Annotated in this window: 14 protein-coding genes; 10 read left to right on the top strand and 4 right to left on the bottom strand. The window is 69.6% G+C overall.

Features of this window, described 5'->3' with window-relative positions; translation table 11 throughout:
- Positions 1-66: 66 nt before the first annotated feature.
- On the bottom strand, positions 67-1,206 hold the full coding sequence (locus NV348_RS01180; RefSeq protein ID WP_447145263.1) for an NsdA family TPR-like regulatory protein: 1,140 nt from the start codon (positions 1,204-1,206) through the stop codon (positions 67-69).
- A 200-nt stretch (positions 1,207-1,406) separates the two neighbouring features.
- Between NV348_RS01180 and NV348_RS01175 the strand changes: the two genes are divergently transcribed.
- Positions 1,407-1,847 (top strand): hypothetical protein, encoded by a 441-nt coding sequence (locus NV348_RS01175; RefSeq protein ID WP_447145262.1) that lies wholly within the window; start codon positions 1,407-1,409, stop codon positions 1,845-1,847.
- Here the strand turns inward: NV348_RS01175 and NV348_RS01170 are convergent.
- Both NV348_RS01170 and NV348_RS01165 read right to left on the bottom strand, forming a co-directional pair.
- Complete coding sequence (locus NV348_RS01170) at positions 1,749-4,292, bottom strand: AMP-binding protein (protein ID WP_447145261.1); 2,544 nt, start codon at positions 4,290-4,292, stop codon at positions 1,749-1,751. The two genes, NV348_RS01175 and NV348_RS01170, sit on opposite strands and share 99 nt — an antisense overlap.
- A gap of 72 nt (positions 4,293-4,364) precedes the next feature.
- The gene (locus tag NV348_RS01165) at positions 4,365-5,249 is read right to left on the bottom strand and encodes a PAC2 family protein (RefSeq protein ID WP_447145260.1); all 885 of its coding nucleotides are present in this window, start codon (positions 5,247-5,249) and stop codon (positions 4,365-4,367) included.
- 138 nt (positions 5,250-5,387) lie between these two features.
- Between NV348_RS01165 and metH the strand changes: the two genes are divergently transcribed.
- The 8 genes from metH to hisG all read left to right on the top strand — a co-directional run bounded on the left by metH (position 5,388) and on the right by hisG (position 16,911).
- Complete coding sequence (gene metH, locus NV348_RS01160; RefSeq protein ID WP_447145259.1) at positions 5,388-8,984, top strand: methionine synthase; 3,597 nt, start codon at positions 5,388-5,390, stop codon at positions 8,982-8,984.
- A 220-nt stretch (positions 8,985-9,204) separates the two neighbouring features.
- The gene (locus NV348_RS01155; RefSeq protein ID WP_447145258.1) at positions 9,205-11,031 is read left to right on the top strand and encodes a serine/threonine-protein kinase; all 1,827 of its coding nucleotides are present in this window, start codon (positions 9,205-9,207) and stop codon (positions 11,029-11,031) included.
- Between the two features lie 76 nt (positions 11,032-11,107).
- Complete coding sequence (locus NV348_RS01150; RefSeq protein ID WP_447145257.1) at positions 11,108-11,803, top strand: HAD family hydrolase; 696 nt, start codon at positions 11,108-11,110, stop codon at positions 11,801-11,803.
- A gap of 154 nt (positions 11,804-11,957) precedes the next feature.
- On the top strand, positions 11,958-12,821 hold the full coding sequence (locus NV348_RS01145) for a HalD/BesD family halogenase (RefSeq protein WP_447145256.1): 864 nt from the start codon (positions 11,958-11,960) through the stop codon (positions 12,819-12,821).
- A gap of 12 nt (positions 12,822-12,833) precedes the next feature.
- On the top strand, positions 12,834-13,649 hold the full coding sequence (locus NV348_RS01140) for a class I SAM-dependent methyltransferase (protein WP_447145255.1): 816 nt from the start codon (positions 12,834-12,836) through the stop codon (positions 13,647-13,649).
- 9 nt (positions 13,650-13,658) lie between these two features.
- Entirely contained in the window at positions 13,659-15,470 is a 1,812-nt protein-coding gene (locus tag NV348_RS01135) for a choline/carnitine O-acyltransferase (protein ID WP_447145254.1), read from the top strand.
- A gap of 265 nt (positions 15,471-15,735) precedes the next feature.
- The gene (locus NV348_RS01130; RefSeq protein WP_110041330.1) at positions 15,736-15,999 is read left to right on the top strand and encodes a phosphoribosyl-ATP diphosphatase; all 264 of its coding nucleotides are present in this window, start codon (positions 15,736-15,738) and stop codon (positions 15,997-15,999) included.
- 60 nt (positions 16,000-16,059) lie between these two features.
- Positions 16,060-16,911: an ATP phosphoribosyltransferase gene (gene hisG, locus NV348_RS01125; protein ID WP_447145253.1), complete on the top strand. Its 852-nt coding sequence runs from the start codon at positions 16,060-16,062 to the stop codon at positions 16,909-16,911.
- Positions 16,912-17,263: 352 nt separating this feature from the next.
- Here hisG and NV348_RS01120 read toward each other — a convergent pair whose 3' ends face one another.
- Positions 17,264-18,163: a RecB family exonuclease gene (locus tag NV348_RS01120; protein ID WP_447145252.1), complete on the bottom strand. Its 900-nt coding sequence runs from the start codon at positions 18,161-18,163 to the stop codon at positions 17,264-17,266.
- A 119-nt stretch (positions 18,164-18,282) separates the two neighbouring features.
- On the opposite strand from NV348_RS01120, the gene NV348_RS01115 reads away from it, so the two are divergent.
- Positions 18,283-19,116, top strand: coding sequence for a tRNA (adenine-N1)-methyltransferase (locus tag NV348_RS01115; RefSeq protein WP_447145251.1), 834 nt, complete (start codon positions 18,283-18,285; stop codon positions 19,114-19,116).
- Positions 19,117-19,481: the final 365 nt, after the last annotated feature.

Here is a 19,481-nt window from a genome sequence, read left to right as displayed (position 1 = left end):
TGGCCGCTCCCCGCTCCGGGGGACCCGTCCCGGATCGGCGTGCCCCCGCCGTCTGGTAGGCCCCGCTCACCCGACGTTGAGCGAGCGCAGCTGCTCGAGGAACGCCTGGGTGCGCGGGTCTCCTGGGTAGCGTTCGATGATCTCCCTGGCCGCCTCGCCGGCGATCCAGGCCAGCGACGGCAGCGAGCGCCAGCCCGCCGTGAACGCCGCCATGCCCTCCTCGACCGCGCGCTCGAGATCGCGGTCGCGCACGGCGACCACGGCCAGCGTCAGCCGGGCCTCCGAGACCCGCATCGGATTGCGGACCGAGCCGTCGGGCCGGGTCGAGTTGTTGATCACCTGCTGGGCGTAGCGCTCGGCCAGCCGATCCTGGCCCGCGACACGACAGCAGTCCATCGCGTAGAAGTCGAACTTCGTCGCGTCGACGACGAAGTGGTTGTGCAGATCGGCCGGATGACCCATCCGCGACAGGATCGCCCTGCCCTCGTCGAGCGCGCTCTGCACGGCCCGGCGATCGCCGAGCCGGGCCCAGCCCTTGGCTCGCTGGGCGGCCAGCTGCACTCCGACACTCATCGACGTGGTGCCCGGCATGGCCTTCTCCGAAGCATCGATCGCGCCCCGGAAATTGCCCTGGGTGAGCGCGAACCAGGCCGACATCTCGGCCGCCCACGCGGTGATCTCGACATTGCCCGCCTCACGGCCCAGCGAATCGGCGGCCCGCCGGGTGGCCTCGGCGCCGGCCCGGTGTCCGAGGTCGTAGTCGACGCAACCGACCAGCAACGCGACCCAGCCCGCCAGCACGAGGATCTCCCGATGCTGGCTCAGGGTGAGCCTGCCGTCGAGCAGCGAGGTGATCCGGCGCAGCCACGCGGTGCCCTCGGCGTGCAGCTCGTGCGGGTCGGCGTAGGCGTACTCGCAGCACAGCCGTTCGGCGGTGATCCGCACCGCGTCCAGGGTGGCGCTGTTGACGTCGGACATCCGGAGTCTGCCGATGAACTCCAGGGTGTCCATACCCGTCGCCGATAACAGCTCGTCATCCCGGTTGGGTCGGGCCTTCGGGAAGAACGCGGCGGTGACGGTGTCGAACGCGGCCGCGATGATCGGCGCGTAGAACTCGTCGGGACGTGATTCCCCGGACTCCCAGCGGCGCCAGTTGCGCAGCAGAGTACTGTCCGTCGGCAGGTTGTGGGAGGACTTGGCACGCATCGCGCGGACGGCATCGGCTTGCGACCATCCCCTCGCGTCACGTTCCGAACGCATCCGAACAGCCCAGACGGGTCGATCATCAGTTGCGGTCACGGCGGTAGTATCCCATCAGTTAACGTTCGGCGTCCCGAATAGGGCATGTAGATGTCATCGGCTTGACATCTGCCGCGCGGGGCCGCGAATACGCATGCTGTAAGTAGGTGCTCGTCGTCGACCCGGCGGGCACCCGCTGTGCAGGAGAGCTTGCAGGGCAACGCAGTACCCCCGCGCGGCGCACGGCGTGGCGCGGGGGGATCCGACAACAGAACAGCGATCCCAATCCAACGGAGGTTCGGGTGGAAGCGTTGATCTATGGATACTTGCGGGACGACCTGGCCGAAGGCCAGAGCGACCAATTGGAGGACGCGCTACGCAGTCTCGCGCGTACCGCGGGGATGTGTTTCGCCGCGACGTTCCATGAATCGACCGCGGGTGACGGTGCGGCGTTCGCCGAACTCACTCAGGAATTGAAGCGGGCCGACGCCCACCACGTGGTGGTGCCGTCACTCGATCACCTTGCCGGCCAGACCATCCCGCGTGACTTGCTGATCGCGAAGCTGGCGCACGAGGCGGCCGCCCAGGTGCTGACCTTGGAGCGCTAGCCGTGGCCGGTTCCGTCGGCACAGAACCACCATCCTGGTAGCGGCCACACCGGCCGCGAGCGAGGCGAACAACGCGAGCAGTCGCTGGTCGCCGAACACCGGATACACCTGCCAGTGCAGCAGGTACGCGAACAACGAGCTGTCGGCCACCGCCACCGCCACCACGGCGACGACGGCGGGCACGCGCAGCGCGGGCAGCCAGACGAGCAGCAGGATGCCCGCCATCACCAGGCGTTCCCGATCGGTGACGCCGAAGTACCCCGGCACACTTGCCAGCAGCACGGCGCTGACGATCAGCCGCTGCCAGACTGCCGTCGCCTTCGCTCCGGCCCAGCCGAGAGCGAAGTACCAACAGGCCAGCGGTGACAATGGGATATCGCGCTCGGGATAGAGCCCGAACGAGTGCCAGCGCGCCACCAGCGTGAGACCGAGCAGGGCCAGGGCGAACCAGAACGGCCCCCGCCGCTCCCAGCGGTCCAGCAGCGGGATCCGCATCAGCAGCGCGGCGGCGACCGTGCAGTAGACCAGCACCTCCAGGAACCACAGATGCCCCGCCGTGTCATTGCGCGGGCCGAGGATCTTGTTGAGCAGCAACACATTCTGCCAGCTGTAATAGCCGGGCTGCCACACCATCGTGATCAGCACCCACAGCGCCGTCGGCACCGCGATCATCGCCACCGAGCGCGCGGTATGCCGGAGGCGTTGTGCCGGGGGAGCCGAACTCACCGCGAACCGCGCGAAGTTGTATCCCGCCACCGCGAGCAGCACGTGCGCCGCGCCCCAGACCTCGAACAGCTGGATGTGCGAGCCGAGAACGAGCACGATGCCGATGGCGCGCAACGCCGTCGAGGTATCGAGTGCCCGCCCGAAACCGCCGCGGCCACGCGGTGTTCGCTCCAACCGGTCGATCGACTGCTGCGGCCAGTCGGCGGGCAGCCTGCCGATGACCCGCTCCAGCCGGGCCGCGGTGGTGACGTATCGGAGCGAATCGCCGCCCAGCTCCACGAAGCTCTGCTCGCGCGAGATCCGCTCGACGGGCAGGGCCAGCGTGTCGGCGTAGATCGATCGCACGTCGTCGCCGGTGTCGCGCGCGGCCGGGGGCAGCGCGCGGATCGCCGGGTAGTCGATCTTCCCGTTGGCCAGCCGGGGCAGCTCGCCGACGACCCTCACCGCCACGGCCGCCGCGGGCAGACCCGCGGCGCGAGCGATCAGCGCGACGGGATCGCCCCGGCCGGTATCGGTCACCGCGGCGATGAGCCGGGCGCCGTCGTCGGTGCAGGCCGCGCCGACACCGGCTGCGGCGAGCTCGGATTCGATCCGGCCCAGATCGATCCGCAGACCGAACAGTTTCGCGAAGCGGCTGCGCCTGCCGGTCACCTGGTACAGGCCGTCGGGGGTGCGCCGGGCCAGGTCGCCAGTGCGCAGGGCCGTGACGGTGCGGCCCAGCGCGAGTTCGGCGGGCCGGGTCGCGTAGCCGAGCATGACATTCGGGCCGTGATAGACCAGCTCCTCGGCGGCCCCGTCGTCGACCGGCTCGAGCGTGAAATGTCCGCCGGGCACCGGTATCCCGATGCATTCGGGGTGCTCGGCCGCCAGTTCCGGTGGCAGATACGCCATCCGGGCGGTCGCCTCGGTCTGGCCGTACATCACGAAGAACCGCCACCCCGCGGCCGCGCCGAGCCGCGCGTAGGCCCGCACCCGCGCGGGTTCGAGCTTGCCGCCCGCCTGCGTCACGTACCGCAGATCGGGCAGTGACATCGCCGCGAAGCCGATCCGGTCCAGCAGCTCCACCGTGTACGGGACCGCGGCGAACGAGGTCGCCCGGTGCGCGCGGAACTCGTCCCAGAACCCGGGGTCGAGCACCGACCGGTCGGTGAGCAGCAGGCTCGCGCCACGCAGCAGGTGACTGTGCACCACCGACAGCCCGTAGCAGTAGAACAGCGGTAGTGTGGTCGCCGCGCGTTCGTCGGGCCCGATCTCGAGAGAGCGGGCGATCGAGTCGGCATTGGCGAGCAGGTTCGTCGTCGAGAGCCGGACCAGCTTGGGCGACCCGGTCGACCCGGACGTACTCAACAGCAACGCGAGCTCCGGATGCAGCTCGTGCGCCGGGTCGGCGCGCTCGGCGAGGATCCGCCCGCGGTCGATGACGACGTCCGGGTCGTAGGTTGCGGCGAGTTCACCGGAGAGCTCGCCGGTCAGCAGCACCGCGCAGCCCGCGTCGAGCGCGCCCAGGTAGGCGACGAGGGAGTCGATGTCGTTGCCCGCGGTCAGCGCGACGAGGCGGCGCACCGGGCCCAGCCGCGCCGAGAACTCCGCGACGCGGTCGGCGAGCTGGGCATAAGTGACGCGGCACAGGGTGTCGGCGGGCACTGTCGGGTGCCGGTGCAGCACCGCGATCCGGTCGTCGAATCCCCGGAGATGAGCGACGATCGGGTGGTTCGGCACGCGAAAAAGTCTAGGTGGCGTTCCTTCGACATCCCGCAGGTGGTCGCCTGGCGAACTCCTGGTGAACGCGGGTCAGAGCCCGAAACTGCCCGGGCCGCGCCTGCGCAGGTACTTCTCGAACTCCGCGGCGATGGCGTCACCGTCGATCTTGGCCATCGTCTCGTTGAGGTCGATCGCCGCGTCGCCGCGCTCCTCGAGCGAGCGCACGTACTCGTTGATCTCCTCGTCGCCGACGGTCATCTCGTTGACCGCGGCCTCCCACTCCTCGGCCTGTTTGGGCAGCTCACCGAGCGGAACCTCGATGTCGAGGACGTCCTCGACCCGGTGCAGCAGCGCGATCGTGGCCTTCGGGTTCGGCGGCTGCGAGACGTAGTGCGGCACCGCCGCCCAGAACGACACCGCGGGCACCCCGGCCTTGACGCACATGTCCTGCAGCACCCCGGTGATCCCGGTCGGGCCCTCGTACCGGGTCTGCTCGAGGCTGAACCGCTCGGCGGCCTCGGAGCTGTAGGCCGATCCGGTCACCGGCACCGGACGTGTGTGCGGCGTGTCGGCCAGCAACGCGCCGAGAATGACCACCGTCTCCACCCCGAGCTGCTCGATGAACTCGAGCAGATCGTTGCAGAAGCTGCGCCACCGCATATTGGGCTCGATCCCGCGCAGCAGCACGACATCGCGGTCGCTACCGGGGGGCGAGCACACCGACAACATGGTCGAAGGCCACTGGATCTCCCTGGTCACCCCGTCCACCTGGCGCACCGTCGGGCGGTTCACCTGATAGTCGTAGTAGTCCTCGGAATCGAGTTCGGCGAGCGGCTCGGCGTCCCAGATCAACTCCAGATGTTCGACCGCGCCACTGGCGGCGTCACCGGCGTCGTTCCAGCCCTCGAAGGCCGCGACCAGCACGGGATTGCGCAACGTCGGCAGTTCCGTCTCGGGGGGTTCACTGGCATCCACCCGGTCAGCCTAGTGTCTTCGGCGAATTGTTTTGCGGTGACCGGCGCTGTTGCGTGTTTCCCGCGCGGGCTGTGTCGGGCGCCACTCGAATCACCCGCAGTGGTCTTACGCGTCGGGCCCGCCCATTAGTCTTGAACCATGTCTGCGTCCTTGCCCACCGGGTTCGATACCACGCTCCTCGATACGCTCCGACGGCGTGTCGTCATCGGCGACGGTGCGACGGGCACGATGTTGCAGGCCGCGGATCTGACGCTCGACGATTTCCGTGGCCTCGAAGGATGCAACGAGATCCTCAACGACACCCGCCCCGACGTGCTGCGCGCGATCCACCGCGCGTACTTCGAAGCGGGCGCGGATGCGGTGGAGACCAACACCTTCGGCTGCAACCTGCCCAACCTGGCCGACTACGACATCGCCGACCGGATCCGCGATCTGTCCGAGCGCGGCACGCGCCTGGCCCGCGAGGTCGCCGACGAGATGGGCCCGTCCGCCGACGGCACCCCGCGCTACGTCCTGGGCTCGATGGGGCCGGGCACCAAGCTGCCGACGCTGGGCCACGCGCCGTTCGTCTCGCTGCGCGACGCCTACACCGAGGCCGCCCTCGGCATGCTCGACGGCGGCGCCGACGCCATCCTGGTCGAGACCTGCCAGGACCTGCTGCAGGTCAAGGCCGCGATCACCGGCAGCAGGCGGGCCATGGTCGCCGCGGGCCGCCGGATCCCGATCATCGCCCACGTCACCGTGGAGACCACCGGCACCATGCTGGTCGGCAGCGAGATCGGCGCGGCGCTGACCGCGCTGGAGCCGCTCGGCATCGACATGATCGGCCTGAACTGCGCGACCGGCCCCGACGAGATGAGCGAGCACCTGCGGCACCTGTCGCGGCATTCGCAGATCCCGGTCTCGGTGATGCCGAACGCGGGCCTGCCGGTGCTGGGCGCCAACGGCGCGGAGTACCCACTGACCCCGGAGGAGCTCGCGGTCGCGATGAGCGGCTTCGTCTCCGAGTTCGGGCTCTCGCTGGTCGGCGGCTGCTGTGGCACCACCCCCGAGCACATCCGTCAGGTCGCGGAGGCGGTACGCGCGGTCGAGGCCACGCTGCCGCCGATCGAGGCGCGCCGCACGCCGGAGCACGAGCCGGCCGTGTCGAGCATGTACACCGCCGTCCCGTTCGAGCAGGACGCTTCGATCCTGATGATCGGCGAGCGCACGAATGCCAACGGCTCCAAGGCCTTCCGGGACGCGATGCTGGCCGAGGACTGGCAGCGCTGCCTCGAGATCGCCAAGGACCAGACCCGCGACGGCGCGCACATGCTCGACCTGTGCGTCGACTACGTCGGCCGCGACGGCACCCAGGACATGAACGAGCTGGCCTCGCGCCTGGCCACTGCCTCGACCCTTCCGATCATGCTCGACTCCACCGAACCGCCGGTGCTGCAGGCCGGTCTGCAGCACCTGGGTGGCCGCTGCGCGGTGAACTCGGTGAACTACGAAGACGGCGCCAGCCCGGATTCGCGCTTCCAGCAGATCATGCGACTGGTCGCCGAGCACGGCGCGGCCGTGGTCGCGCTGACCATCGACGAGGAGGGCCAGGCCCGCACCGCCGAGACCAAGGTGGCGATCGCCGAGCGGCTGATCGAGGACATCACGACCAACTGGGGTCTGCTGGAGTCCGACATCATCGTCGACACCCTGACCTTCACGCTCGGCACCGGTCAGGAGGAGTCGCGCAAGGACGGCGAGGAGACCATCAAGGCCATCCGCGAGCTCAAGCGCAAGCACCCCGACGTGCAGACCACCCTCGGTCTGTCCAACATCTCCTTCGGCTTGAACCCCGCCGCCCGGCAGGTGCTGAACTCGGTGTTCATGCACGAATGTGTCGAAGCCGGCCTGGATTCGGCGATCGTGCACGCGTCGAAGATCCTGCCGATGAGCCGGATTCCCGACGAGCACCGCCAGGTCGCGCTCGACCTGATCTACGACCGGCGCACCGAGGACTACGACCCGCTGCAGAAGCTGATGGCGCTGTTCGAGGGTGTCTCGACGGCGTCGTCGAAGGCGTCGCGGGCCGAGGAGATGGCCGCACTGCCGCTGTTCGAACGGCTCGAGCGGCGCATCGTCGACGGCGAGCGCAACGGCCTCGACGTCGACCTGGACGAGGCGATGCAGACGGTGCCGCCGCTGCAGATCATCAACGAGACCCTGCTCTCGGGCATGAAGACCGTCGGTGAACTGTTCGGCTCCGGCCAGATGCAGCTGCCGTTCGTGCTCCAGTCGGCCGAGGTGATGAAAACCGCTGTCGCGCACCTGGAACCGCACATGGAGGCCACCGACGACTCCGGCAAGGGCCGGATCGTGCTCGCCACCGTGAAGGGCGACGTGCACGACATCGGCAAGAACCTGGTCGACATCATCCTGTCCAACAACGGCTACGAGGTGGTCAACCTCGGCATCAAGCAGCCGATCGCCACCATCCTCGACGCGGCGCAGGACAAGAAGGCCGACGTGATCGGCATGTCCGGGCTGCTGGTGAAGTCGACCGTGGTGATGAAGGAGAACCTCGAGGAGCTCAACGCCAAGGGCGTCGCCGAACAGTTCCCGGTGCTGCTCGGTGGTGCCGCGCTGACCCGCGCCTACGTGGAGAACGACCTCACCGCCGTCTACGAGGGCGACGTGCACTACGCCCGCGACGCCTTCGAGGGCCTGCGGCTGATGGACGAGATCATGACCGTCAAGCGCGGCGGTGGCCTCGATCCCGACAGCCCGGAGGCGATCGCCGCCAAGGAGAAGGCCGCCGAGCGCAAGGCCCGCCACGAGCGGTCCAAGCGGATCGCCGCCGAGCGCAAGGCCGCCGAGGTGCCGATCGAGGTGCCCGAGCGGTCCGACGTCGCTGCCGATCTGCCGGTGCCGACCCCGCCGTTCTGGGGCACCCGCGTGGTGAAGGGCCTGCCGCTGCAGGAGTACTCGGGTCTGCTCGACGAGCGGGCACTGTTCCTGGGGCAGTGGGGCCTGCGCGGTCAGCGCAGTGGTGACGGGCCGACGTACGAGGAGCTGGTGGAGACCGAGGGGCGCCCGCGGCTGCGGGCCTGGCTCGACCGCCTCGCGACCGAGAGTGTGCTGCAGCACGCCGCCGTGGTCTACGGGTACTTCCCGGCGGTGTCGGAGGGCGACGACGTCATCGTGCTCACCGAGCCGAACGCCGACGCACCGGAGCGGTACCGGTTCACCTTCCCGCGTCAGCAGCGCGACCGGTTCCTGTGCATCGCCGACTTCATCCGCTCGCGCGAGCGGGCGCGCGAGACCGGCCAGGTCGACGTACTGCCGTTCCAGCTGGTCACCATGGGTCAGCCGATCGCCGACTTCGCCAACGCGCTGTTCGCGGCCGACAACTACCGCGACTACCTCGAGGTGCACGGCATCGGGGTGCAGCTCACCGAGGCGCTGGCCGAGTACTGGCATCGCCGGGTGCGCGAGGAATTGACGCTGGACGGTCAGTCGGTCGCCGACGACGATCCCGCCGACATCCTCGACTACTTCAAGCTCGGCTACCGCGGCGCGCGGTACTCCTTCGGCTACGGCGCCTGCCCGGAGCTCGAGGACCGGGCCAAGCTGGTCGACCTGCTCGACGCGGGCCGGGTCGGGGTGACTCTGTCGGAGGAGCTGCAGCTGCACCCGGAACAGTCGACCGACGCGTTCGTCCTGCTGCATCCGGAGGCGAAATACTTCAACGCCTGAGACACTGACAGGCGACGGCCGATCGGACCGGTCCCCGCGGGGCCGGTCCGATGTCGTTGTGCCGGTTGTGAGTCTGGTCACGAAGCGGCCGGGAGTCCATGGACCGGGGCCGTCGGGGACGAGGGCAAAGCAATTCAGCACGTAGGATTTTCGGAAGTTTCATCCCGCTGTGGCGCGGAGGGCTGGACGACTCGGCGGTATTGCAGGAGGGGCACACGCTATGACATCGGATCGGTTGATCGCGGGACGCTATCGACTCACCGACCCGATCGGCACGGGCGCGATGGGGGTGGTGTGGCGCGCCACCGACGTCCGGCTGCGCCGCACCGTCGCGGTGAAGCAGTTGCTGCTCGCGCCGGGGCTCACCGGATCGCAAGCGCTGGAAGCGAAGCTGCGGGCGATGCGCGAGGGCCGCATCGCCGCGCGCCTGCACCATCCCAACGCGATCACCGTCTTCGATGTCGCCGAGGAAGACGGCCAGCCCTGGCTGGTCATGGAGTACATGAACGCGCCCAGCCTCGCCGTCAAGCTGGCAGGCGGGGCGACGCTGCCACCGCTCGAGGTGGCCGGGATCGGCGCCCAGTCCGCGGCGGCGCTGTCGGCGGCGCACGACGCCGGGATCATGCACCGCGATGTGAAGCCGGCCAACCTGCTCGTCGGCGACGACGGCACCGTCAAACTCACCGACTTCGGGATCTCGCACGCCACCGGCGATGTCACCGTCACCGCCACCGGCTTCCTGGCGGGCACGCCCGCCTACCTGGCGCCCGAGATCGCCCGCGGTGACGACCCGAAACCCGCCGCCGACGTCTTCGCGCTGGGGTCGACCCTGTACGCCGCCGTCGAGGGCGCCCCGCCGTTCGGTGAGGGCGACAACCCGCTGGCGGTGCTGCACGCGGTCGCCAGGGGCGTGGTGCCGGAACCGAAGCAGGCGGGCCCGCTCGGGCCGGTGCTGATGTGGCTGCTGACCGCGTCGGCCGAGGATCGCCCGACCATGGCGCAGGCCCGCAAGGCGCTCGAGGATGTCGCGGCGGGCCGGGTCCCGGCGCTGCCCGCCACGGCGACGAAGGTGCTGCCGCTGAGCGAGGCGGCCACGACGGTGCTGCCGCAGCCGACCGCGCCCACCGATGGCGCGGCGGCCAAGTCCGGCGCGGCGGCCCTGCTCGGTGGTGGGCTGGCGCTGGCCAAGGCGGCCAGGTCCGCGATCACCGGCGGGTCGTCCGCCGCGGGAACGGGTGGCGCACCGGGCGTTTCGGTGGCCGCTTCGGGATCGGACGGCGCCGCGTCGGCGGGGACGGACGCGCGACGGCACGGTGTGCAGGACGCGGTGCCCGGCAGCGGCGACGAGCGCGCCGGGTCCCCGGCCGGCCCACCGCCGATCGGCCCGCCGCCCGCCCGCACCGGCACGCCGAACAACAGCCGGGCCATCCTGCTGCTCGCGGCCGCCGTCGCCGCGTTCACGGTGATGCTGATCGTGCTGGTCGTGACGCGCGACCGGGGCACGGATCCCACCCAGCAGGCGCTGGATCCGGTCACCGTCACCACGGTGGTCGACGGCAAGGTCAGCACCGTCGTGATCGTGCCGGAGCAGGAGACGGTGACCGTGTCCGCGCTGCCGAGCCCGGCGCAGACCGGGCCGACGACCGCAGGCGCGACCTCGTCCGCGACGAGCACCTCGGGCAAGCCGACCGCCACCCCCAGCCCGACCAGCACCACGATCACCACCACCCCGTTCGGCCCGCCCAGCCCGGACCGCATCGGCCAGTTCATCGCCGGGTACTACGGCATGCTGCCCGGCAACATCGGCGGCGCCTGGGCGCAGCTGGCGCCCGGCTATCAGGCGCAGACCGGTGGCTACGCGCAGTACTCCTCGTTCTGGTCGACGGTGCGCTCGGTGACTGTCGGCTCGATCACGCCGAACGGGGAGAACCGGGCGGTCGTCTCGCTCACCTATCACCTCGCCAACGGCACCGTGACCTCGGAGAACCGCTGGATCCAGGTCAGCGGCACCGGCGCGAGCCTGCAGATCGCCGGATCCGGCGTCTGACGCGCACCGGCTACCCTGAACGCGGCTCGGTGTCCGCCGGGCCGACCCGACGTGCAGAGAACGAGGCGAGAAACAGGTGAGCGCGCGACCGGCCGCGGTGCTGTGGGACATGGACGGCACGCTGCTCGACTCCGAAAAGCTGTGGGACATAGCGGTGCGCGAACTGGCCCGCGAACACGGCAGTGAGCTCACCGACGAGATCCGCCACGCGCTGATCGGCGCCTCCGGCCCGAACGCGCTGCGCATGCTGTTCGACGGCATCGGGGTCGAGGCCACGCCGCGGGTGATCGCGGAGGCGGGGGAGTTCCTCGAATACCGGGTCACCGAGCTGATGCTCGGGCCGATCCCGTGGCGGCCCGGCGCCAAGGACGCGCTCGCGATGGTGCGCGCGGAGGGGCTGCGCTGCGCGCTGGTCACCAACACCAAGCGCTCGCTCACCGAATACGGTCTCGACACGCTGGGGCGCGACTTCTTCGACACCTCGGTCTGCGGTGACGAAGTGGCGCACGGCAAACCCGATCCGGCTATCTACGGCAAGGCCGCCGACCTGCTCGGACTCGATCCCGCCGACTGCGTGGCGATCGAGGATTCGCCCACCGGCGCACTCGCGGCACAGGGTGCGGGTTGCGGCCTGATCGTGATTCCGTGCGAAATCGCGGTTCCCGAGGCGCCCGGGCGGGTATTCCGGGAGTCACTGGTGGGTTTGTCGGCCGCCGATCTGGGCGCTGCGCTCGTGGTGCGCGACGAACATTTCGGCAGCGCAGCGAGATAGGGCGAATAGCCTACCGTGATAATTCCGGTATCGACAGGGAATGTGTGAAAACTGTTGTCGCACAGTTGATTTCATAACGCTGTGATCTGCCTGGGATAGGCCGGATTTGCCGAAACCCTGGGCGTGTCGGCGAAAGTTCCCGCAAACTGAAGTCATGACAGGGACGCGGGGGCTTGACGAAATCGTCGACATCGCACGGTATCCGCTCACCGATCTCGGTGGTCCGGGCCGGCGCGCCGCGGTCGAGGCCGCCCGCGCGGAACTGGCCGAGGACGGCTGTACGGTCCTGCGCGAGTTCATCCGCCCGGAGCTGTGGGAGACGCTGCGCGCGGAGGGGGAGCGGATCGCCCCGCACGCCCATTACAAGGTGGAGCGGGTCAACGCCTACAACGTTCCGCTCGACGCCGAGCTGCCCGCCGACCACCCGGCCCGGATCGTGCTCGATCGCGGCAACGCCTTCGTCGCCCGCGACCGCATTCCCGCCGACGCGCTGATCCAGCGCCTCTACACCGACCCGATCTTCCAGCGTTTCGTCGCCGACTGTTTCGAACTCGACGAACTGCACGAATTCGCCGATCCGCTGGCCGGGCTGTGCCTGAACGTGGTCGAGCCGGGCATGTCGCACCCGTGGCATTTCGACACCAACGAGTTCACCGTCAGCATGCTGACCCGCCGTCCCGAAGCCGGCGGCGTCTTCGAGTACTGCCCCAATATCCGCGACCCGCACGCCGAGCATCTCGACGACGTGCGTGCCGTGCTCACCGGCGAGGGCGAACGGTTCATCCGCGCCCTGGAACTGCGCCCCGGCGATCTGCAGCTGTTCAAGGGCCGCTTCTCACTGCACCGCGTCACCGAGGTGGCCGGTGCGGGACAACGACATTCGGCGATCTTCGCCTACACGGACCGGCCCGGGGTGATCGGCACTGTCGAACGCACCAGGCAGCTGTTCGGCCGTGTTCTGCCCGACCATGTGGCCGCCGCGGCCGACGCCGTCCGAGGTGACCGACTGCTCGACTGAGAGGAACCGCCCATGTCCGTTCCGTTGCACACCACCGGCAAAGCATCCTTCGACGACATCTACGAAAGTCCCGATCCGCGTGCTTACTTCGCGCGGATGAACGAGCTGGACTACCGGATCCCGGAGCTGGCCAAGCCGCATTTCCAGGAGCAGTTGCGGCAGTTGCGGGCGGCGCGTCCGGATCGGATCCCGACGGTGCTTGACCTGGGCTGCTCCTACGGGGTGAACGCGGCGTTGCTGCGGACCGGTACCACGGTGGAGGAGCTGGCCGGGCACTATCGCGACCATGCCGAGACCGACAAGGTCGGGCTGATCGCGGCGGATCGGGAGTGGTTACGCGCCGATCTGATGCCCGACGTACGCTTCGTCGGGATGGACGCCGCACGCCCGGCGCTGACCTACGCCCACGCCGCCGGATTCCTGCACGACTACGTGCACGCCGACCTCGAGGCCACCGAGCCGACCGAGGCCCAGCGTCGTGTGCTCGCCTCCGCCGATCTGGTGATCTCCACCGGATGCGTCGGCTACATCACCGAGAAAACCCTGTCCAGGGTCGCCCAGGCGGATCCCCGCAAGCGGCCGTGGATGGCGCATTTCGTGTTGCGGATGTTCGATTTCGGCCCGATCGCCGCGGAACTCGCCGCGCTCGGCTATCGCAGCGAGCAGCGTCCCGGTATGTTCCAGCAGCGGCGCTTCGCTTCGGCCCAGGAACGTGCACAGGTGCTGGAAGCGTTGGCGGCCAAGGGAATCGACACCACCGACCACGAAGCCGAAGGCTGGCTCTATGCCAACCTGTTCGTGTCCCGCCCGCATCCCATCGAGACCTGAGGATCTGGATTGAACCAACCGACGTTCGCCGCCGAGGACAGCCTGCCCCGGGTTCCGCTGCCGACACTGGACGACAGTTGTGCGCGGTTCCTGCAGTGGTGTCAGCCGTTGCTCGGCGCCGAGGAACTCGCCACCACCGAGGCCGCAGTAGCCGAGCTGCTGCGGCCCGGTGGGGCAGGCCGGACCCTGCACGCCGCGCTCGCCGAGTACGACGCCACACCGGGGGTCGGCAGCTGGCTCGACGAGTTCTGGCCCTCGCGGTACCTGGGCCGCCGTGACCGGATCGCGTTGAACGCCAACTTCGTCTTCCTGTTCCGCGACGACACCCCGCTGGCCGCCTCCACCGTGGCGGGCCAGGCCGAGCGGGCCGCCGCGATCATCGGCGCCGCCGTGGACTACAAGCTGGCCCTGGACTCCGAGCAGATCCCGCCGGTCACCCAGCGCGGGCAGCAGCTGTCGATGTGGCAGAACAAGTACCTGTTCTCCGAGACCCGCATCCCGGGCGAGGTGCAGGACACCGTGCGCAAGCCCTACAGCCCGGAATGGCCGGGTCCGTCGGACGCGCGCCACATCGTGGTCTTCTACCGCGGCAACATCTTCCGGATGGACGTGATCGGTCCCGACGGCGCGCCGTACGCGTTCGAGGATGTGGTCGACGGGCTGCGCGCGGTCATCAAGGGCGGCACCAAGCCCGCGGCCACCGACACCTCGGTCGGGCATCTGACCACCAAGGCCAGGGCGGAGTGGGCGCGCAGCCGGGCCACCCTGCGCGCCGAGGCGGCCAATGTCGCGGCGTTCGACGAGGTCGAGACGGCGCTGTTCGCGGTCTGCCTGGAGGACTTCACCCCCCGCGACGAGCTGCACGCCTGCGATCAGCTGCTGCACGGTGACAGCGCCAATCGGTACTTCGACAAGTCGGTGTCGTTCATCGTCTTCGCCGACGGCCAGGCCGGCATCAACATCGAGCACTGCGGCCTCGACGGCACCACCGTGCTCTCGTTCGTCGACGCGCTGCTCGAGCGGACCGCGCAGGATCACGCCGCCACCAGCGGCGCGCGGGCCCAGGGACTGCCGCAGGTCGAGCCGGTCGAGTTCGTCCTCGACTCGGCCGCCCGCGCCGACATCGCCGCGGCGGGCGCCGATTTCGCCCGCTTCGCCGCCGACACCGCGACCGCGCTGGTCTCGTTCGACGACTTCGGCACCGGCGCGGCGAAGCAGCTCGGCATCTCGCCGGACGCGTTCGCCCAGCTGGCCTACCAGCTCGCCCACCGGCGCAGCAAGGGTCTGACCGGCGCCACCTACGAGTCCATCGCGACCCGGCAGTTCCGCAACGGCCGCACCGAGGCCATGCGCGTGGTGACCCCGGAGATGGTGGCCTTCGTCGACGCGATGGTCGACGACACCGTCGAGCGCGCGGACAAGCTGGCCGCGGCCCGCACGGCGGCGTCCGCGCACGTCGGCCGGGCCAAGGAGTGCCAGGCGGGCCAGGCGCCCGAGCAGCACCTGTGGGAACTGCAGTGGATCCAGCGCCGCCGCGGTGCGGAACTGGGGGTCGCCGACGAGCAGATCGCGCTGTTCGACAGCCCCGGCTGGACGATCATGCGCGACGACTACCTGAGCACCAGCTCGGCGCCGTCGGTGCACATCCGCTACTTCGGTTTCGGTTCCACCAGCCCCACCTGCATCGGCATCGCCTACGTGCTGCTGCCGGACCGCTGGAACATCTACCTGGCCACCCCCAAGTCGGTGGCCGACCAGATGTACGCCTTCGCCGACCACCTGCGCACGGCGGTCGCCGACCTGCGCGAGTTGCTGAGTTAGTCGGAGCGCTGGCGCGCTGTGTTTGTCGGAGCGCTGGTGCGCTCGAGTTCGCGGCCCCTTGGTCCCGCCGGTCAGGCACCGTTGCTTGCTCCTTCGTCGCTGACGCAACGGCACCTGACCGGCGGGACGGCCGCGAACCGGCCACTGCGTGGCCGTCCCCTCCTCGAGGTCGGGGAGTGCGGGGGCGGGTTCGTTCGGCGGCCGTCCGGGGGTGCGGGTGCGGGGCTGGGAATCCGGTGGCGGGCGTGTGAAACAATCATTCATCGTGAAGAACTTCGAATCCCTGTTCGCCGAGCTGACCGAGCGTGCCCAGACCCGTCCCGAGGGGTCGGGCACCGTGGCCGCGCTGGACGCAGGCGTTCATTTCCAGGGTAAGAAGGTGCTCGAGGAAGCCGGTGAGATCTGGCTGGCCGCCGAGCACGAGAGCGACGAAGCCCTCGCCGAGGAGATCTCCCAGCTGCTGTACTGGGTCCAGGTGATGATGGTGGGTCGCGGGCTGAAGCTCGAGGACGTGTACCGACATCTGTGACGGCTGATCCGTCCCGGTCGACACCTCCCCTCGTCTTCTCCCCCCGAAAGGACCCTTCCCATGTTGCGCGTCGCAGTTCCCAACAAGGGCTCGCTGTCGGAATCCGCCGTCTCGATCCTGAGCGAGGCCGGTTACCGCAAACGCACCGACTCCCGTGAGCTGACCGTCCTCGATCCCGCCAACCAGGTCGAATTCTTCTTCCTGCGGCCCAAGGACATCGCCATCTACGTCGGCTCCGGTGAGCTCGACCTCGGCATCACCGGCCGCGATCTGGCCCTGGATTCCGGTTCGCCGGTCAACGAGCGTCTCTCGCTCGGGTTCGGCCGCTCCTCCTTCCGCTACGCAGCCCCGGCCGGTGCGGACTGGAAGGTCGAGGATCTGGCGGGCAAGCGCATCGCCACCTCGTACCCGAACCTGGTCCGCGCCGACCTCGCGCGCTTCGGTATCGAAGCCGAGGTCATCCGCCTCGACGGTGCCGTCGAGATCTCGATCCAGCTCGGCGTCGCCGACGCGATCGCCGATGTCGTCGGCTCCGGCCGGACCCTGCGTCAGCACAACCTGGTCGCGTTCGGCGACTCGCTGTGCGATTCCGAGGGTGTGCTGATCGAACGCACCGGCTCCGACCAGTCCGACCGGGCGCGCAACCAGCTCATCGCGCGCATCCAGGGCGTGGTGTTCGCCCAGCAGTACCTGATGCTGGACTACGACTGCCCCAAGTCACTGCTCGACGAGGCCGTCGCCATCACGCCGGGCCTGGAGTCGCCGACGGTTTCCCCGCTCACCGACCCCGACTGGGTCGCGGTGCGCGCACTGGTCCCGCGCAAGCAGGGCAACGACCTGATGGACCGCCTCGCCGACCTCGGCGCCAAGGCCATCCTCGCCACCGACATCCGCTCCTGCCGCGCGTTCTGAGCACGATCGAGTAGTCACAGATCGAGCGCGAGGAAGAACGCCGCCGCCTGGCGGACGAGGAACGCCGCCTGCGCTAGCGGGCGAGGAACGGTCCGGCGAGCGCGATCCGCTCGTCGGGCCGTTCGCGTAGCGAGCCGGGGGTGCGGTGCTGCGCGAGATCGGTTCAGGATCAGCGCAATCGGGGCCCGGAACGCCCTGATCCTGGCCTTCGTCTCGATCGGCCTGGAGTTCTCGCCGCGCGGGCTGCGCACAGCGGGCCGGCAGCCGATCGCGGTCTTCGGCTCGGCAGTCGTGGTGAATCCGGCTGTCGTTCTGGGGCTTTCGGTGCTGTTGTTCCGCTTCCCCCGTCGGTTCAGACGTCTTCGGCGGACCGCGCCTCCGGCAGTCCCAGCTCGACCGGCGCCTGCTGAGGCCAGCCCGGATACGGCGGCGGGGTGCCACCGAACTCCGGGCACAGCTGCTGGAAGTCGCAGAAACGGCACATCGAGTTGCGGGTGGGCGGGAAATCGCCGGTGCGGCCCGCCGCCAGGATCGCCTGCCACAGCGCGGTCAGGATTCGTTCGAAACGTTCCAGCTCGTCACGGTCGGGGGAGTAGGTGAGCAACACCTTGTCGGCCAGGTAGATCAGCCGCAGCTGGGCGGGCACGATATCGCGGGTGCGCAGGATCATCAGCGCGTAGAACTTGAGCTGGAACAGCGCCCGCGCCTCGTGCAGCGGACCGGGGGCGCGCCCGGTCTTGTAGTCGACGACCCGCAGCAGGCCGTTCGGCGCGACATCGATGCGGTCGACGAACCCGCGCAACGGGATGTCACCGGCCAGTTCGACCTCCACCCGCTCCTCCCGCGCGTGCGCCTCGAACCGGGTCGGATCCTCGAGCTCGTAGTAGCTCTCGACGAGCCGACGCACCTCGTCGAACAGTGCCTCGGGCCCGCTCTCGGCGACCAGCTCGTCGATCCCCGTCCGATCGGCCCGCACCCGATCCCAGGCGCCGGGCACCAGCTCGGCCGCGCGCTGCGGGTGCCGCTCGGCGGCGGGCAGCCCGAACAGGTCCTCGAGCACCGCGTGCACCACCGTGCCCCGCACCGCGGCCCGCGTCGGCGGCTCCGGCACCCGATCGATCGCGCGCAACCGGTACTTGAGCGGACACTGCTTGAAATCGCTTGCCCGCGAAGGAGACAGCGCGGGCCGCGACCGCGGAGCCGGACCCTCGGCGGTGTCGTCGGCAAGGGACGTGGAGACGGGCACTGACATAGTTCGCAGGGTATCGGCACCCACCGACACACGTGCCGCACTTCACCTCCGCCGCACCCCGTTCCGGCGACCGCACCTCGACCTGGCAGGCTGAGAGTCCACTCGAAGAACGGAGATACATGACGGCCAGACGGACCGGTCCATTCGCCATCGGGGACCGGGTGCAGCTGACCGATGCCAAGGGGCGCCTCTACACGGTGGTGCTGGAGGACGGGAAGGAATTCCACACCCACCGCGGTGGCATCAAGCACGACGACCTCATCGGTACCGACGAGGGCACCGTCGTGAAGTCCACCAACGGCACCCCCTACCTGGCGTTGCGCCCCCTGCTCGTCGACTACGTGCTGTCGATGCCGCGTGGCGCGGCCGTCATCTATCCGAAGGACGCGGCGCAGATCGTCCACGAGGGCGACGTGTTCCCCGGCGCGCGGGTGCTCGAGGCGGGTGCCGGCTCCGGCGCGCTGACCTGCTCGCTGCTGCGTGCGGTCGGCCCCGAGGGCGAGGTGATCTCCTACGAGATCCGCGACGACCACGCCGAGCACGCCGTCCGCAACGTCGAGACGTTCTTCGGCGAGCGCCCGGCCAACTGGTCGCTGACCGTCGCCGACGTCGCCCAGTACGAAGGCGAGCAGGTCGACCGGGTCGTGCTGGACATGCTCGCCCCGTGGGACGCGCTGCCGGCCGTGTCCAAGGCGCTGGTCCCCGGCGGTGTGCTGATCGTCTACGTCGCGACCGTGACACAGCTGTCGAAGGTGGTCGAAGCGCTGCGCGAGCAGGAGTGCTGGACCGAACCCCGTTCGTGGGAGTCGATGGTGCGCGGCTGGCACGTCGTCGGCCTGGCCGTGCGGCCGGAACACCGCATGCAGGGCCACACCGCCTTCCTGGTGAGCGCGCGCCGCCTCGCCGAGGGCACTGTCACCCCCAAGCCGCAGCGCAGGCCCTCCAAGGGCTGAGACCCCGCACCCGGGCGGCTCCCGCTTCGCGCCACTAAGGTGCCCTGTGAAGAGCCGCTCGCGGTCGGGTGGCACGGATCGCGACCGAGCGGGTCGCGCCTGGAGGGGGCAGCATGCCGAGCATCGAACCGTCCGCGACGAAGGATCCGTCCGCCGGGGTGCTGTATCCCGGTGATTCCCCGCGCCTGTATCGCGCGGTGTTCGACGTCTTCCCGCCGTATCTGTTCCGCCGGGCAGCAACTCTACGTCCGGCGGCTGCCGGACTGAGCGTCGAGGGTTGTCGGGAATCGGCTGGCGCGGGTTCTCTGCGCGGTGCACAGCGAGCGAACGGCCCCGGCCGGACTATCCGGACAGCGCGGGGCCGC

Source organism: Nocardia fodinahabitans (assembly GCF_052983615.1).
The sequence above is the reverse complement of the archived record's forward strand: the minus strand, read 5'-3'. Positions and strand labels throughout refer to the sequence as shown.

What these genes read in the sequence shown, in the direction of transcription:
- NV348_RS01180 (WP_447145263.1), bottom strand. Translation starts at nt 1,206, where the DNA reads ATGCGTGCCAAGTCCTCCCACAACCTGCCGACGGACAGTACTCTGCTG.
- metH (WP_447145259.1), top strand. Translation starts at nt 5,388, where the DNA reads ATGTCTGCGTCCTTGCCCACCGGGTTCGATACCACGCTCCTCGATACG.
- NV348_RS01155 (WP_447145258.1), top strand. Translation starts at nt 9,205, where the DNA reads ATGACATCGGATCGGTTGATCGCGGGACGCTATCGACTCACCGACCCG.
- NV348_RS01145 (WP_447145256.1), top strand. Translation starts at nt 11,958, where the DNA reads ATGACAGGGACGCGGGGGCTTGACGAAATCGTCGACATCGCACGGTAT.
- NV348_RS01140 (WP_447145255.1), top strand. Translation starts at nt 12,834, where the DNA reads ATGTCCGTTCCGTTGCACACCACCGGCAAAGCATCCTTCGACGACATC.
- hisG (WP_447145253.1), top strand. Translation starts at nt 16,060, where the DNA reads ATGTTGCGCGTCGCAGTTCCCAACAAGGGCTCGCTGTCGGAATCCGCC.
- NV348_RS01120 (WP_447145252.1), bottom strand. Translation starts at nt 18,163, where the DNA reads ATGTCAGTGCCCGTCTCCACGTCCCTTGCCGACGACACCGCCGAGGGT.
- NV348_RS01115 (WP_447145251.1), top strand. Translation starts at nt 18,283, where the DNA reads ATGACGGCCAGACGGACCGGTCCATTCGCCATCGGGGACCGGGTGCAG.